This is a genomic window from Cohnella sp. GCM10020058 (assembly GCF_042683485.1).
In the GTDB taxonomy this organism is placed as follows: domain Bacteria; phylum Bacillota; class Bacilli; order Paenibacillales; family Paenibacillaceae; genus Cohnella.
This window is the reverse complement of sequence record NZ_JBHUJV010000007.1, coordinates 510,286-524,895: the sequence shown is the minus strand read 5'-3', so window position 1 is coordinate 524,895 and position 14,610 is coordinate 510,286. Positions and strand designations below refer to the sequence as shown.

The window sequence follows — 14,610 nt, the reverse complement described above, 5'->3', positions numbered from 1 at the left end:
TCGTTTTGGTTGGCTAACCTTAATTTCGAGAATGTGGGGAGGTACTCCTCTTTGGTGCGCCAAAAAAGTCAGTCGTAGCAAGGGGTTTGAATTATGAAATTGACTTTATTTGCAGGCATTTCGCTCGCAGTCATGGCACTTGCAGGCTTGTTGCTTACGGGCATGGTACTTTCAGGCATGCCGCTCGCAGCCATGGCACTTGCAGGCTTGGTGCTCGCAGGTATGGTACTTGCGGGCATGCCTTTCGCAGGCATAGCACTTGCAGGCATTGCGCTCGCAGGCATTGCGCTCGCAGGCATTGCGCTCGCAGGCATTGCGCTCGCAGGCATTGCGCTCGCAGACATTGCGCTCGTAGGCATGCGGCAATGAACAACGCGGGCGAGACGTCAGGGTCCATTGCTGCGCCTGGCGGATAAGCCATGCATAAGCGGTCCGCGCCAATCAAGCTGCGGATGTCCGCCAACCGAAGAGCGACCGTCAGGGCGAACTTCCCCGCGGTTGTTTCGCGATTTTCAGAAAACGTTTTCTGAAATCGCTGATTTTAACAGAAAAGCGAGCGGATTTGCCGGGTAGGAGCGCTGAAAGCGTTCTCTTATAATGAGACCAAGCAAGGAGGTAATCGCATGAGGACAATGACTGTCAAGCAAGAGAGACGAAAGGAGGGCGTGTCGCGGAAAAAGGGCGGCGCCTTTTGGAGAAAGTTTTTTCAGCAAAGATATCTGTATCTGATGTCCGTTCCGTTCGTCCTGTGGGCCTTCGTATTCAGCTACCTGCCGCTCTGGGGCTGGACGATGGCGTTCCAGAAGTTCAAGCCCGGCATTGCCTTCGGGGACCAGAAGTGGGTCGGACTTCAGTACTTCAGGGAGCTGTTCGCCGACGAGCAATTTTATCGGGTGCTGCGCAACACGCTCGCGATGAGCACGATGGGACTGGTCGCCGGCTTCGTCGTGCCGATCGTATTCGCGGTCGTCCTGAACGAAGTGCGGGCGATGCCGGTCAAGCGGTTCGTACAGACCGTCTCCTACCTTCCTCACTTCGTCTCATGGGTGGTGGTGGCGGGGATCGTCACGAAGATGCTGTCGACCGAGGGCGGCGTGGTCAACGAGATCCTCGTCTCGCTCCATATCGTCGACGAGCCGATACAGTTCATGGCCAAAGGCGGGTTGTTCTGGTATATCGTCACTGCCTCGGACGTGTGGAAGGAGATGGGCTGGAATACGATCATCTACCTTGCAGCCATCGCGGGGATCGGTCCCGACCTGTACGAGGCCGCCAAAGTGGACGGGGCAAGCCGCCTGCGCCAGATCCGGCACATTACGCTGCCGGGTATCCGTCCTACGATCGTCGTCCTGCTCATCATGTCGATCGGTCATCTGATCGGCATCGGCTTCGAAAAGCAGTTCCTGCTCGGCAATCCGCTCGTGAGCGACTATTCGCAGGTGCTCGACCTGTATGCGCTCAATTACGGTCTCGGTCTCGGGCGATTCTCGTTCGGCACCGCCATCAACATTTTTAATTCCATAATCAGCGTGCTGCTGCTCCTCGTCGCCAACGGCATATTCAAACGCACGACCAAAGAAAGCATCTTCTGAGGAGGCCGGCCCGCATGCAAGCGATCAGACGATTGGCCGGCCGCCCATGGCCGGATCTGCTTTTCGAGCTTGTCGTGTATTTAATATTGATTGTCGTCACCGTCGTGACGCTCTATCCGTTCCTCAACGTGCTGGCCATCTCGCTCAACGATTCGACCGACAGCGTGAGGGGCGGCCTGACGATCTACCCCCGGGTGCCGACGTTCAAAAATTACGAGACCATTTTCGCTTTTGGCGGCCTGATGACCGGGCTCAAGATTTCTGTGCTGCGGACGGTCGTCGGCACGCTGCTGGGGCTGATCAGCGCGTCCATGCTGGCGTTCACGATCAGCAGGGCGGATTTTCAGGGCAGACGGTTCGTCTCCGCGTTCCTGGCGCTCACGATGTATGTGTCGGGCGGCCTGATTCCGTTCTACATTTTGATCCGCGATCTCCACATGATGAATACGTTCGCGGTCTACGTGCTGCCCGGACTTGTGAGCGCCTTTAACGTCTTCATCATCCGTTCGTTCATCGACGGCATTCCGTACGCGCTGCAGGAATCCGCAAAGCTCGACGGCGCGAACGATTGGACCATATTCTGGCGCGTCGTTCTGCCGCTCACCAAGCCGGCGCTCGCCACCATCGCCCTGTTCCTGGCGGTAGGACAGTGGAACGCCTGGCTCGACACCTATCTGTACAACGGATCCAACGAGAAGCTCACCACCCTGCAGTTCGAGCTCATGAAAGTGCTTCAGAGCACGACGACGAACGCCGACCAGTTCCGCGGACGCAATATGACCGAGGTGATGCGGCAGATCTCTCCCGAATCGGTCAAAATGGCGATCACGATCGTGGTGACCGTGCCGATCCTTGTCGTTTACCCGTTTCTTCAAAAGTATTTCGTCAAAGGCATGACACTCGGCGCCGTCAAGAGCTGACGCTTGTCGGCCGGACGCCGCACCGACCGAAGGGATCCGCAGGATTCGCTCCTGTCCAGATACGATCCATCATTCAGATTAAACGGAGGGTTTTAAGCGATGAAAAAAATACTGAAAGTAAACGCGCTGCTGCTTGCCGGCGCCATGACGCTGAGCTTCATGTCCGCATGCAGCAAGGATAACGGCGGCGCCGCTTCCGGGACCGCGCCGTCCGGATCGTCGGTTGCCTCGGACGCGTCCAAGGAAGGCGAGGCTCTTTCGCCCGTCACCTTTACCTACTTTTCCGAGGACCCGAATCCGAACTGGAACAACATGCAGGACGACGTCTCCAAGGCGATCACGAAAAAGACAGGCGTCACGCTCAATGCCGAGTTCGCGGTCGGCGACCCGGCGCAAAAAGTGGCGCTCATGGCAGCCAGCGGCGAGTATCCGGACATAATCGCGGCCAAAGGCGATATCGGCAAGCTCGTCGATGCGGGCGCGGTGCTCGACCTGACCGAGCTGATCGACAAGTACGCGCCCAACATCAAAAAGGTGCTCGGCCCTTATATGAGCCGGGCGAAGTATACGACCGAGGACCAATCGATCTATTCGATCCCGACCTGGTCCGCGGTGGATGAGATAAAAGCGGTCGCAGGCGGCGGCTTCGAGCTCCAGCATCGCGTCGTCAAGGAAGCGGGGTACCCGACCATCCGTACGGTACAGGATTACGAGAAGGTCATCAAAGATTATCTCGCCAAGCATCCGACCGATGAGAACGGCAACAAAAACGTCGGCTTGTCCCTCAACGCGGACGATTGGCATATGTACATTTCCGTCACGAACCCGGCTGCCTTCGTGACCGGCGGCTCCGACGACGGCGAATATTTCGTCGATCAACAGACGAACGAAGCGATCTACCACTTCCGGCGTCCGGAGGAGAAGGAATACTTCCGCTGGCTGAACCATATGAACGCGGAAGGACTGCTCGACAAGGAAAGCTTCGTGCAAAAATACGACCAGTACAAAGCGAAGGTCGCCTCGGGCCGCGTGCTCGGACTCATCGACCAGGACTGGGATTACAACGACGGCCAGCAGGCGCTGAAAACCGCAGGCAAGTTCGACCAGACGTACGGCCACTACCCGGTCACCATGGGCGAACAGTTCAAGGAGACGTCGTTCTGGCCGACCGGCTTCATGGGCGGGTACGGCATATCGATCTCGAGCAAAGCCAAGGACCCGGTTCGCATCATCAAGTTCCTCGACTACCTCGCCTCGGACGAAGGCCAGGTGCTGAACAACTGGGGCATCGAGGGCAAGCATTACGTCGTCGAAAACGGCAAACGCGTCGTGCCCAAGGACGTCCAGGACCGTATCAACAACGACAATACCGCGTTTACCAAGGAATCCGGCATCGGATTTTACTGGAACATCATGGTGCACTACGGAGATGGCGTGAAGGACCCTAGCGGCAACTATTATACGAAAAACAGCCCGGATATGATCACCCAGGGATACAGCGACGCGGAGAAGGAAACGCTGGCCGCCTACAAGGCGACGACGTGGAAAGACCTGTTCCCCAAGGAGGACGAATTTAACGTAAAGGCGTACGGCGCCGCATGGAACATTCAAATTCCCGGCGAGGACGAAGTGTCCATACTCGGCAACAAGATGAAGGATATCACTTGGAAGCGAATCCCGGAGGCCATCCTCGCGAAGCCCGAGGACTTCGACAAGATCTGGGACGCCTATCAGAACGACCTGATCAAGGCGGGCGTCGAAAAGATGGAGAAGGGCTACACCAAGTACGTGCAGGACCGCGTGAAGCTGTGGAGCGCGGACGAAGGAAAATAACGTTCGGCAAGCCTCCGCGCCCTCTCCGGGCCGCGGAGGCTCTTTGTTGGAAGGGGAAAAAGCATTATTGGGGCGGGTATTTGCGGAAAGCAAGCGTTAACTCGGCATACCGGCGCTTTGCGTATGGGCGCTTTGCGTATAGGCGCTTTGTGTATGGGCGCTTTGCGTATAGGCGCTTTGCGTATGGGCGTTTTGCGCATGGGCGCTTTGCGTGTGGGTACTTTGCATATCGACGCTTTGCGTATGGGCGTTTTGCGTATGGGCACTTTGCGTATGGGCGCTTTGCGTATGGGCACTTTGCGTATAGGCACTTTGCGTATAGGCGCTTTGCGTATGGGCGTTTTGCGCATGGGCGCTTTGCGTGTGGGTACTTTGCATATCGACGCTTTGCGTATGGGCGTTTTGCGTATGGGCACTTTGCATATCGGCACTTGACGGATGTATAACGGGTCGAAAGCCTGCATTTGTACAGGTATTCTCTGCCGACGCGCACCGCCTGATGAAATGCCTGCAAATGTGCAGGCAAATCCAAAGCGCAAGCCGGAAATTCGGCTGATGGCGTAAATTAACTGCGCTTTCGCAGCTATTTTGTTTTAACGGGTCGCCATCGGCATAAAAAGATGTATATTTGCAGGCATTGCGGCAAAAGAACAATACGGGCGAACACATGCGGGTCCTTCGGGACGGCTGTCGGACGAGTCTTCGACAGGCGTTTCGCGCGACGCCGGTTGCGGATAAGAGCCAAACTTAAAAGACCGTCGGGTGATCTGTTGATCTGTTGATCTGTCCCTGACGGTTTGTTAGGCGTGCATGGCTCTTTGGGGTCATGCGCTTGTAGCCGGGAGTGCTTACAATATAGCTTATCCACGGAATAGAGAGGTTGGTTGAGGTTGAAAAAGAAAATAGGGGCTTTGCTGTTCGCCGCCACGCTGGCGTTCGGCTACACGAGCATGGCAAGCGCGCACGTCCGGGTCGAGCCGGCGGAGGTCTCGCAAAATGCGTACCAGGTGTTCACGATTCGCGTCCCGAGCGAAAACGAAGGCGTCAACACGACGCAAGTCAAGCTGGACGTCCCTGCCGGCGTGGAAGTGTCGCGCTTCGAGCCGTATCCCGGCTGGACGAGCACGACCGAGAAGGACGCGGACGGCAAGGTCGTCTCCGTCACCTGGAAGTCCGATGGCAATGGCATCACCGAGACGGAATTCGTGCAGTTTCTGTTCCAGGGCCACGTCGCGGAGGATGCGAAGGAGCTGGTCTGGAAGGCGCATCAGACATACTCGGACGGTGCCGTCGTCGATTGGAGCGGCGCGCCGGACGCCGATACGCCGGCTTCGGTGACGACGGTCACGGCGGCTGCGGCCGGAAGCGACGGGCACGGACATACGGGAACCGCATCGACGGACGCATCGGACGGCGATCGGGATCCGCTGACGCTCGGCCTGGCCATCGCCGGCTTGGTGGCGGGCCTGGCGGCGCTGGCGACCGCGCTGCTGCGCAGGAAGTCGCGCTAAGCTCTGGCGCCGAGGCGCAGCGCTTGCCGGCGGATTGACACGAAGTCCGCCGCCGTGTACAGTTGAAACATGAATTCCACTGGGGGCGCCCGCAAGGGCTGAGATAAGGCAGCGATGCCTTGGTCCCTTTGAACCTGATCTGGGTCATGCCAGCGTAGGAAAGTGGACCAATGTGCGTAGCAAGCTGCATCGGATTGCGGCGACGCGAGCCGGCAGGCCGTGTCGTGCCGGCGCGTCGTCTTTTCGCATCTGCGGAAAGCGTCCGTTTCTCGTCCGATCCATGCAGTACGAAGCTGCTCGTTTTGGCCGCTCCCGACGGGGCGGCTTTTTTGCATCGCATGCACAAGAGCCGCCTCCCCAACGGAGCGCCGATTCAGGCGTATTTGCGTCGGCCGACGGCCCATCCGTCTCCGGGCGCAAATGCCGTCCGCAGCTTCGGTCCGTCATTGTGTTTCTTTTTTCGCATCGTGCCCTTGTCGGCCTCCCGGAGGAATTCGCATGAATTCATTCCAGGGAGGTTTTTTTGCGATGGCGATCATGACCCGGGCGCTGCCCGGCAGCCGCAAAGTCTACTTGAACGGGGAAGGGGGCATTCGCGTGCCGATGCGCGAGATTCGGCTCTCCGACAGCAGGGCGCAAGACGGCTCCTTGCTGCCGAATGCGCCCCTGCTCGTCTATGACGCAAGCGGACCTTATACGGACGACGACTACGAGGCCGATATCGAAAAAGGCCTGCCGACATTCAGGGACGCCTGGATCGAAGCCAGAGGGGATACGTTCGAATACGAAGGAAGGGAGTCCGGGCCGTTAGACGATGGCCACAGGTCGGAGCCGCGTGCCCGTCTCCAAGCCGCGCCGGTCTATCCGGGCCTCAAGCGCAGGCCGCTCCGGGCGGCCGAGGGACGCAACATTACGCAGCTTCATTATGCGCGCCGGGGCATCGTCACGCCCGAGATGGCTTTTATTGCCGTACGGGAAGGAACGACGCCCGAATTCGTGCGGAACGAGGTGGCTGCCGGGCGCGCCGTCATCCCGGCCAACATCAATCATCCGGAGTGCGAGCCGATGATTATCGGACGGCATTTTCACGTGAAAATCAACGCGAACATCGGCAACTCCGCCGTCGTCTCGTCCATCGAAGAGGAAGTGGAAAAGATGACGTGGGCGACCCGCTGGGGCGCGGATACGATCATGGATTTGTCGACGGGCAAAAACATTCATGCGACGCGCGAGTGGATTATGCGCAACGCGCCGGTTCCCGTGGGCACGGTGCCGATCTACCAGGCGCTAGAAAAAGTAGGCGGACGGGCCGAAGCGCTCACCTGGGATATTTATCGCGACACGCTGATCGAGCAGGCGGAGCAGGGCGTCGACTATTTTACCATTCACGCCGGCGTGCTGCTGCGCTATATCCCGTTGACGGCCGAACGGGTGACCGGCATCGTGTCCCGCGGCGGCTCCATTATGGCGGCCTGGTGCCTGGCGCATCACGATGAGAACTTTCTCTATACGCACTTCGAGGAGATTTGCGGGATCATGAAGGCGTACGATATCACCTTCTCGCTCGGAGACGGCCTGCGGCCGGGCTCGATCGCGGACGCCAATGACGAGGCGCAGTTCGCGGAGCTCGAGACGCTTGGAGAGCTCACCCGCATCGCCTGGAAGCACGACGTGCAGGTCATGATTGAAGGACCGGGCCATGTGCCGATGCATCTGATTAAGGAGAACGTCGACCGGCAAATGGCGGTCTGCCAGGAGGCGCCCTTCTACACGCTCGGACCGCTGACGACGGACATCGCCCCCGGCTACGACCATATCACGTCGGCCATCGGCGCGGCGATGATCGGCTGGTTCGGCACGGCGATGCTCTGCTACGTCACGCCGAAGGAGCATCTGGGATTGCCGAACAAGGAGGACGTCAAGGACGGCGTCATCGCCTACAAGATCGCGGCTCATGCGGCGGATCTCGCCAAAGGGCATCCGCGGGCCAAGCTCCGCGACGACGCGTTGTCGAAGGCGCGGTTCGAATTCAGGTGGCGCGACCAGTTCCATCTGTCCCTCGACCCGGAGCGCGCGATGGCGTACCACGACGAGACGCTGCCGGCCGAAGGGGCGAAGACCGCCCATTTTTGCTCGATGTGCGGACCGAAGTTCTGCAGCATGCGGATTACGCAGGATATTCGCGACTACGCGGCCGCCCGCGGATTGAAGGAGGAGGAAGCGGTGGACGCCGGCATGCGCGAGCGGGCGGACGGCTTTAAGGCGGCGGGCGGTCAAATTTATGTCTAGCGCCGACCTCGGTACGATGCTCCCGCGCGGTGACTTTGCCGGTCCCGGAGACGACGAGGGCATCGGACCTGGCGATTCCATGTCGCGTTACGCCCGTCAGATTCGCTTCACTGCCATTGGGGCCGAGGGTCAGCGCTCGCTCGGCGGCGCGTCCGTCCTCGTGGCGGGCGTCGGCGCGCTCGGGTGCGCGCTCGCGCAGCAGATGGCGCGGGCGGGCGTAGGCACCGTCAGGCTGGCGGACCGCGACTTCGTCGAGCGCGGCAACCTGCACCGCCAGTCGCTGTTCGACGAGGCCGACGCCGCGGCGTCGACGCCGAAGGCGGTCGCTGCTGCGGAGCGATTGCGCCAGGCGAACGGCGCCGTCCGGATCGAGCCGTTCGTGGCCGAGATCCGGGCGGAGACCGTCGGGGCGCTGCTCGCCGGCGCGGATCTGGTGCTCGACGGCACGGACAACGCCGAGACCCGCCTCTTGCTGAGCGATGCCTGCTTCGCAAGAGGCATTCCTTTCCTGTACGGCGGGGCGACGGGTTCGGCTGCGAGCGCGGCGTCGCTCGTGCCGGGAAGGACGGCATGCCTTCGCTGCCTGATCGGAGGAGAGGAAGATGCGGAGGCGGGGGATACGTGCGATACGGCTGGCATCGTCGGCCCGGCGGTCGAACTGGCCGCTGCCCTTCAGGCTGCGGAGGCGCTCAAGTGGCTGAGCGGCAATCGCGGCACGATGCGGCAAACGTGGATCTCGGCGGACGTTTGGCATTTCTCGCTGCGGGAGACGAGACTGCCGCCTGGCAGGCCGTCCTGCCCTTATTGCGGCGATGCCTGCGCAGCTCCCGCCCGGGAGCCGGCTCTGCACCGGTCAGGACTGGAAGCGACCGTCCTGTGCGGACGGGACACGGTCCAGGTGGCGACGGGCTGCACGCTCGCGCCGCAAGCGTGCGCCGATCGTCTTGCGCGCCGCGGCTGCAGAGTTCTCGTCGCCAACGACTACCTGGTCCGGGCGCGGACGCCATGCGGCGCCACGCTGGCCGCGTTCGGCGACGGACGGGTTCTCGTGCGCGGCGCGGCAAGTATAGAGGACGGCGCAGAGGAAGCGATCCGGCTATGCCGGACCTATGTAATGGAGACGCCCGGAGATGCGGGAGCGGAGGAGGAGCTGCATTGAAAACGATACAGGACTGCAAGCTGTATGTAATTACAGGCGAACAATACCATCCCGGCAAGCCGCTCGACGAGGTGATGGAAGCCGCAATCGCCGGCGGGGCGGACATCGTACAGCTTCGCGACAAAGAAGGCTCGCCTGCGCAGCGGCTGGCAAAAGCAAAGTTGCTGCGCGCGTTGACACGCCGTCACGGCGCCTTGTTTATCGTCAACGACGACGCCGAGCTGGCGCTTGCCGCCGATGCCGACGGCGTTCATCTCGGCCAGGACGACATGCCGCTCCCCGAAGCAAGGATAAAAGTCGGCGCAGGCAAGCTGATCGGTATCTCCACACACACGCTCGCGCAGGCGCTGGAGGCGGAGCGCGGCGGCGCGGACTATGTGGGTGTCGGACCGGTCTATCCGACGCCGACGAAGCCGGGCAGAGCGGCGGTTACGACCGCCTATGTGTCCCAGGCGGCCATGCAGTTGAGGATCCCCTTTTTTGCGATCGGCGGCATCTCCCCCGCGACTGCGGACGACGTGCTTGCGGCGGGCGCGCGGCGGCTGTGCGCAGTATCGGCAGTGGTCGGGCAGCTTGACCCGGCTGCAGCATGCGCCTTGCTTAGGCGCAGCATCGAGCGGTGGGAGGCGCAGGATAGGCTGCGCGGCAGCGGCCGGACGGCGGCGCATACGGCGGCGACGGAATCTTCGGGAGCGGGAGCCGGCGCCGGCAAGCGGATCTCGCTGCTGCTGAACGGCAAGCAAGCCTGGTGCGAGGCCTCTACGCTCGGCGCGCTGGCGAGATCGCTTCGTCTGGCCGAGCGAAGGGTGATGGCGGAGCTGAACGGCGAGGCGGTGCCGAGAGCGGACTGGGACGACGTCCCCATCCGCGCGGACGATCGCGTCGAGTTCGTACAATTCGTAGGAGGTGGATAACGATGCGTACGGCCACGTCGCGGCTTGAGATCGGCGGCATCGCGCTCAGGTCCAGACTGTTTCTGGGCACGGGACGGTACCCGAGTCCGGCCGTCCTGCGCGAGGCGCTGGAAGCTTCGGGCGCGCAAGTCGTTACCTTCGCGATTCGCAGAATCGACCTCGACGTCGCGGAGCAAGACCCGCTGCTGCGGCAGACGGAAGGGAAAGACCTGGTTTACCTGCCGAATACGTCAGGCGCCTCGACGGCGGACGAGGCCGTCCGGATTGCCCGGCTGGCGAGAGAAGCGGGGTTGGGCGATTGGGTCAAGGTCGAGATCAGCGGCCATCCTCGGCTGCTGCTTCCCGATCCGCTCGAGACGCTGAGAGCGACGGAGCGCCTCGTCTGCGAGGGCTTCACGGTGCTGCCCTATACATCCGACGACCCGATGCAGGCGCTCAGGCTGGAGGAGGCGGGAGCGGCGGCCGTCATGCCGGGCGGCTCGCCGATCGGCACCGGTCTTGGCATCCTCAATCCGCGCAATCTGGCATGGATCGTCGAGCAGGCGGCCGTGCCCGTCATCGTCGACGCCGGACTCGGCTCGGCCGCCGACGCCGCAATCGCCATGGAGCTGGGGGCGGACGGGATCCTGGTCAATACGCCGGTGGCCAAAGCGCGGGACCCCGTTGCGATGGCCGCGGCCATGAGACTCGGCGTCGAGGCCGGATGGTTGTCGCGGCAGGCAGGCCGAATTCCGCGGCTCGCGAGCGCCTCGGCAAGCAGCGTCGAGACCGGCGCGTGGTTCGCGGCGGCGCCTGCGGCAGGGGAGGCTCAGCCTTGAGCCGGACGGTGCTCGTGCTGGGCGGCGGCATCGTCGGCTTGTCCTGCGCTTATGAAGCGCTGAAGCAAGGATGGCGCGCCATCGTCGCAGACCGCGGCGAGATTGGCGGACAGGCATCGGGTGCAGCCGCAGGGATGCTCGCGCCCTATTATGAGAACGGCGACGGTCCCGACGCTTTTTTCCGCCTGTGCCTGGATAGCTTTGCCCGTTACCCAAACTGGACGGCGGAGATTGAAGAAGCTGCCGGCATGTGCGCGGGCCTGGTCCGGTCGGGCAGCCTCCACGTCGCGCACCGCGAAGCGGACCGGCTGCCGCTGCTCGGCCGGCTCGCTTGGCAGTCCGGTCTTTGCGCGGGCATGGATTGGCTGGACGCGCCGGCATTGTCCCGGCTCGAGCCTTCCTTGCCCGGGGGGCTTGCCGGTGCGCTGTATTGTCCGGCGGAAGCGCACGTGCAAGCGCCGCTGCTGGTCAAAGCGCTTGCCGAAGCGTGCGCGCGGCTTGGTGCGCAGCTGCTGCCGCTGGCGGGGGCGTTGACCGTCGCGAGCCGGGGCGCTTCCGGCGGACTAAGCGTCCGCTTCGAGGAATACGGGACGATCGGCGCGGACGCGCTCTGCTGCTGTCTCGGGGCCTGGAGCGGCACGCTGGCGGATTGGCTTGGACTTCGCATTCCCGTTCATCCGATCCGGGGGCAAATCTGCGCCTACGATCCCGCGCCCTTCAGCCTTCGGCATATCGTGTTCGGCTCCCGGGCCTATTGGGTGGGCAAGCCGGACGGTTCGCTCGTCTGCGGCGCGTCCGAGGACGAGGCCGGCTTCGACCGGACGGTGACCGCGGGCGGCATCGGACGGCTCGTCCGCGCGGGCGGGCGAATGTTCCCCGCGTTGGCCGGCGCCGCGCCGGCCCGAAGCTGGGCGGGACTGCGACCAGCCACGCTGGACGGCTGGCCGCTGATCGGTCCCGTACCCGGCAGGTCCGGCATCTATATGGCCGCCGGGCATTATCGCAACGGCATCCTGCTGAGTCCGGCGACGGCAGCCGCGTTCGGGAATTGGCTGGAGGCCGGAGGCGCCGGCGCGGACGACGCGGCGAGCCGCGCGTTCCGGCCGGAGCGCTTCGGCGCCTATGAGGCGGCCGGCGAAAGGGAGGAGGCGACGTCAGGATGATGGAGCGGGCGATGGCCGATCGGGCAGACGCCGGGCGGAGGGCGCACGGACGCGGCCCGGCCCGGGCGCTCACGATCGCGGGCTCGGACTCGGGCGGCGGCGCGGGTATCCAGGGCGACTTGAAAACCTTTCAGGAGCTCGGCGTGTTCGGCATGAGCGTCGTCACGGCGGTCACGGCGCAAAACAGCGTGGGCGTGCAGCAGGCCGAGCCCGTGCCGCGGCGGCTCATCGCGGCCCAGCTCGACAGCGTGCTCGCCGATCTCGGAGCGGATGCGGTCAAGACGGGGATGCTGCCGACGCCCGAAGCGGCTGCGGCCGTCGCCGGCGCGCTAAGACGCTTCTGTGTGCGCAGGCTCGTGGTGGACCCGGTGCGGCTGTCCAAGGACGGCTTTGCGTTGGCCGGCCCCGGCGCGTTCGAAGCGACGGCGAAGCTGCTGTTCCCGCTGGCCGAGCTGGCGACGCCGAACGTGCCGGAGGCGGCGGCCCTGCTCGGCGTCCCGGAGGCAGACCTCGCCGGGACCGGCGCCCGCGTCGAGGCCGCAAGGTCGCTGCTGGCCTGGGGGCCCCGATACGTGCTCCTCAAGGGCGGCCATGCCAAGGGGCCGGCCTGCACCGACATATTGGTCGGCGCGGCGGACGGCGGGGCCGAGCCGGTGCTGCTTCGCGGACCGCGCCTGCCGGGGCGGGGAGCTCGCGGCACGGGCTGCGCGTTCTCCGCGGCCGCCTGCGCGGCGATGGCGCTCGGCGCTGACGTGCCGGCCGCTTGCCGCACAGCAAAGGCATTCGTCGCGACGGCGCTTGCGGCGAGTCTCGGGCTTGGCGCCGGGACGCCAAGCCTTCGCCATGCGGCTTGGCGCGAGGGTTGACGGGCGCCTAGCCCCGGGGCGCGGTCCTGCCGGAGCCCGATATTTCCCGGCGGCTTGCTTGACGTGCCATGTTCCCCTATAATAATCAGTAATTCATAGCAATCCTGAACAAATGCGACGATGGAGACAAGTAAGCAGCACCTGCCTGACCAGGGAGGGAACGCCGAGACTGAGAGCGTGCCCGAGGTGAAGAGCTGCCGAATTTCACTCCGGAGCAGTCGCTTGAACGCCGACGAGGCTCGATGCGTTGGCCAGTAGAGCGGACCGGCAGCGGCCCGTTACGCCGTTCGAGCGGGAATTCCGGCTTGACGATGCTTCTCAATCTGCAGATTGTCGTCAGCAAGATTCCAATTAGGGTGGTACCACGGTCCTTTCGTCCCTTTTACGGGGAGGAAGGGCCTTTTTTGTCGGTTCGCAAAAGGGCAAGCCGGCCGATAGACCAAGCGATAAAGGAGAGAGGCATCATGAAGGACCGGTTGGAGGCGCTGCGCGTTGAGGCGCTTGCGCAATTGCAGGAGGTGGCCGATGCCGGCCGCCTGAACGATCTGCGCGTGCATTATTTGGGCAAAAAGGGTCAACTCACGGATATCTTGCGCGGCATGGGCGGACTGAGTGCCGAGGAACGTCCGGTGATCGGGCAGGTCGCCAACGACGTACGCGCCGCCATCGAGGCCGTGCTGGCCGACAAGCAAGCCGCATTCGACCGCGCCGAGACGGAGCGCAGACTGGCCGCAGAGACGATCGACGTCACGCTGCCGGGCAGGAGCGTCGCGACAGGCAGCGTTCATCCGCTGACCAAGGTGACGCAGGAGATCGAAGACATTTTCCTCGGCATGGGTTATACGATCGCGGAAGGTCCGGAGGTCGAGACCGACTACTTCAACTTCGAGGCTTTGAACCTGCCCAAGGATCATCCGGCGCGGGACATGCAGGATTCCTTCTACATTACGGACGAGATTCTGCTGCGCACGCACACCTCTCCTGTGCAAATCCGCGCGATGAAGAACGCGGACGGCGCGACGCCGCTTAAGGTCATTTGCCCGGGCCGCGTATACCGCCGCGACGATGACGACGCGACGCATTCGTTCATGTTCCATCAGATCGAAGGGCTCGTCGTAGGCCCCGACATTCGCATGAGCGACCTGAAGGGTACGCTGCTGCAATTCGTCCAGGCGATGTACGGCGCGCAGGTCCAGATTCGTCTGCGTCCGAGCTTCTTCCCGTTCACCGAGCCGAGCGCCGAGGTCGACGTCACCTGCACGCAGTGCGGCGGACACGGCTGCCGGATGTGCAAGCACTCGGGCTGGATCGAGATTCTCGGCTGCGGCATGGTGCATCCGAAGGTACTCGAGCACGGCGGCTTCGACCCTGAAAAGGTGTCCGGCTTCGCGTTCGGCATGGGTGTCGAACGCATCGCCCTGCTGAAGTACGACATCGACGATATTCGTCACTTCTACAACAACGATCTGCGGTTCCTCGGGCAATTCGCCCGTATGTGACGGCTGCTGCCGGTATCCTAGCGAAGGTGAAAAAGGAAGGAGCGGT

At 62.9% G+C, this 14,610-nt stretch carries 13 protein-coding genes and 1 riboswitch; of the genes, 12 read left to right on the top strand and 1 reads right to left on the bottom strand.

Going from position 1 to position 14,610, the window contains the following annotated elements:
• Window positions 1–93: 93 nt before the first annotated feature.
• The 4 genes from ACFSR7_RS12395 to ACFSR7_RS12380 all read left to right on the top strand — a co-directional run bounded on the left by ACFSR7_RS12395 (window position 94) and on the right by ACFSR7_RS12380 (window position 4,345).
• Window positions 94–369, top strand: a complete 276-nt coding sequence (locus ACFSR7_RS12395; RefSeq protein ID WP_378161885.1) for a hypothetical protein — start codon at window positions 94–96, stop codon at window positions 367–369.
• A gap of 254 nt (window positions 370–623) precedes the next feature.
• Window positions 624–1,592, top strand: a complete 969-nt coding sequence (locus ACFSR7_RS12390; protein WP_378161883.1) for an ABC transporter permease — start codon at window positions 624–626, stop codon at window positions 1,590–1,592.
• Window positions 1,593–1,606: 14 nt separating this feature from the next.
• Complete coding sequence (locus ACFSR7_RS12385) at window positions 1,607–2,512, top strand: carbohydrate ABC transporter permease (RefSeq protein ID WP_378161882.1); 906 nt, start codon at window positions 1,607–1,609, stop codon at window positions 2,510–2,512.
• 312 nt (window positions 2,513–2,824) lie between these two features.
• Window positions 2,825–4,345, top strand: a complete 1,521-nt coding sequence (locus ACFSR7_RS12380) for an ABC transporter substrate-binding protein (protein WP_378161914.1) — start codon at window positions 2,825–2,827, stop codon at window positions 4,343–4,345.
• Here the strand turns inward: ACFSR7_RS12380 and ACFSR7_RS12375 are convergent.
• The gene (locus tag ACFSR7_RS12375; protein WP_378161912.1) at window positions 4,288–4,809 is read right to left on the bottom strand and encodes a histone H1-like repetitive region-containing protein; all 522 of its coding nucleotides are present in this window, start codon (window positions 4,807–4,809) and stop codon (window positions 4,288–4,290) included. The two genes, ACFSR7_RS12380 and ACFSR7_RS12375, sit on opposite strands and share 58 nt — an antisense overlap.
• 426 nt (window positions 4,810–5,235) lie before the next feature.
• On the opposite strand from ACFSR7_RS12375, the gene ACFSR7_RS12370 reads away from it, so the two are divergent.
• The 8 genes from ACFSR7_RS12370 (at window position 5,236) to pheS (ending at window position 14,564) form a co-directional block, all read left to right on the top strand.
• Window positions 5,236–5,856 (top strand): YcnI family copper-binding membrane protein, encoded by a 621-nt coding sequence (locus ACFSR7_RS12370; protein ID WP_378161880.1) that lies wholly within the window; start codon window positions 5,236–5,238, stop codon window positions 5,854–5,856.
• Window positions 5,857–5,927: 71 nt separating this feature from the next.
• Window positions 5,928–6,034: riboswitch (TPP riboswitch) on the top strand.
• Between the two features lie 350 nt (window positions 6,035–6,384).
• Window positions 6,385–8,145, top strand: a complete 1,761-nt coding sequence (thiC, locus tag ACFSR7_RS12365; protein WP_378161910.1) for a phosphomethylpyrimidine synthase ThiC — start codon at window positions 6,385–6,387, stop codon at window positions 8,143–8,145.
• Window positions 8,138–9,304: a ThiF family adenylyltransferase gene (locus tag ACFSR7_RS12360; RefSeq protein WP_378161878.1), complete on the top strand. Its 1,167-nt coding sequence runs from the start codon at window positions 8,138–8,140 to the stop codon at window positions 9,302–9,304. The genes thiC and ACFSR7_RS12360 overlap by 8 nt, the downstream gene beginning before the upstream one ends.
• A complete protein-coding gene (gene thiE, locus ACFSR7_RS12355) occupies window positions 9,301–10,218 on the top strand; it encodes a thiamine phosphate synthase (RefSeq protein WP_378161876.1) in 918 nt (305 codons plus the stop codon). The genes ACFSR7_RS12360 and thiE overlap by 4 nt, the downstream gene beginning before the upstream one ends.
• 2 nt (window positions 10,219–10,220) lie before the next feature.
• Window positions 10,221–11,036, top strand: a complete 816-nt coding sequence (locus ACFSR7_RS12350) for a thiazole synthase (RefSeq protein ID WP_378161875.1) — start codon at window positions 10,221–10,223, stop codon at window positions 11,034–11,036.
• Window positions 11,033–12,199 carry a glycine oxidase ThiO gene (gene thiO, locus ACFSR7_RS12345; RefSeq protein WP_378161873.1) on the top strand — a complete coding sequence of 389 codons (1,167 nt, stop codon included), beginning with the start codon at window positions 11,033–11,035 and terminating at the stop codon, window positions 12,197–12,199. Before ACFSR7_RS12350 ends, thiO begins: the two co-directional genes overlap by 4 nt.
• Window positions 12,196–13,065, top strand: a complete 870-nt coding sequence (thiD, locus tag ACFSR7_RS12340) for a bifunctional hydroxymethylpyrimidine kinase/phosphomethylpyrimidine kinase (RefSeq protein WP_378161871.1) — start codon at window positions 12,196–12,198, stop codon at window positions 13,063–13,065. The genes thiO and thiD overlap by 4 nt, the downstream gene beginning before the upstream one ends.
• Window positions 13,066–13,529: 464 nt before the next feature.
• Window positions 13,530–14,564 carry a phenylalanine--tRNA ligase subunit alpha gene (gene pheS / locus ACFSR7_RS12335; RefSeq protein WP_378161869.1) on the top strand — a complete coding sequence of 345 codons (1,035 nt, stop codon included), beginning with the start codon at window positions 13,530–13,532 and terminating at the stop codon, window positions 14,562–14,564.
• Window positions 14,565–14,610 lie beyond the last annotated feature (46 nt).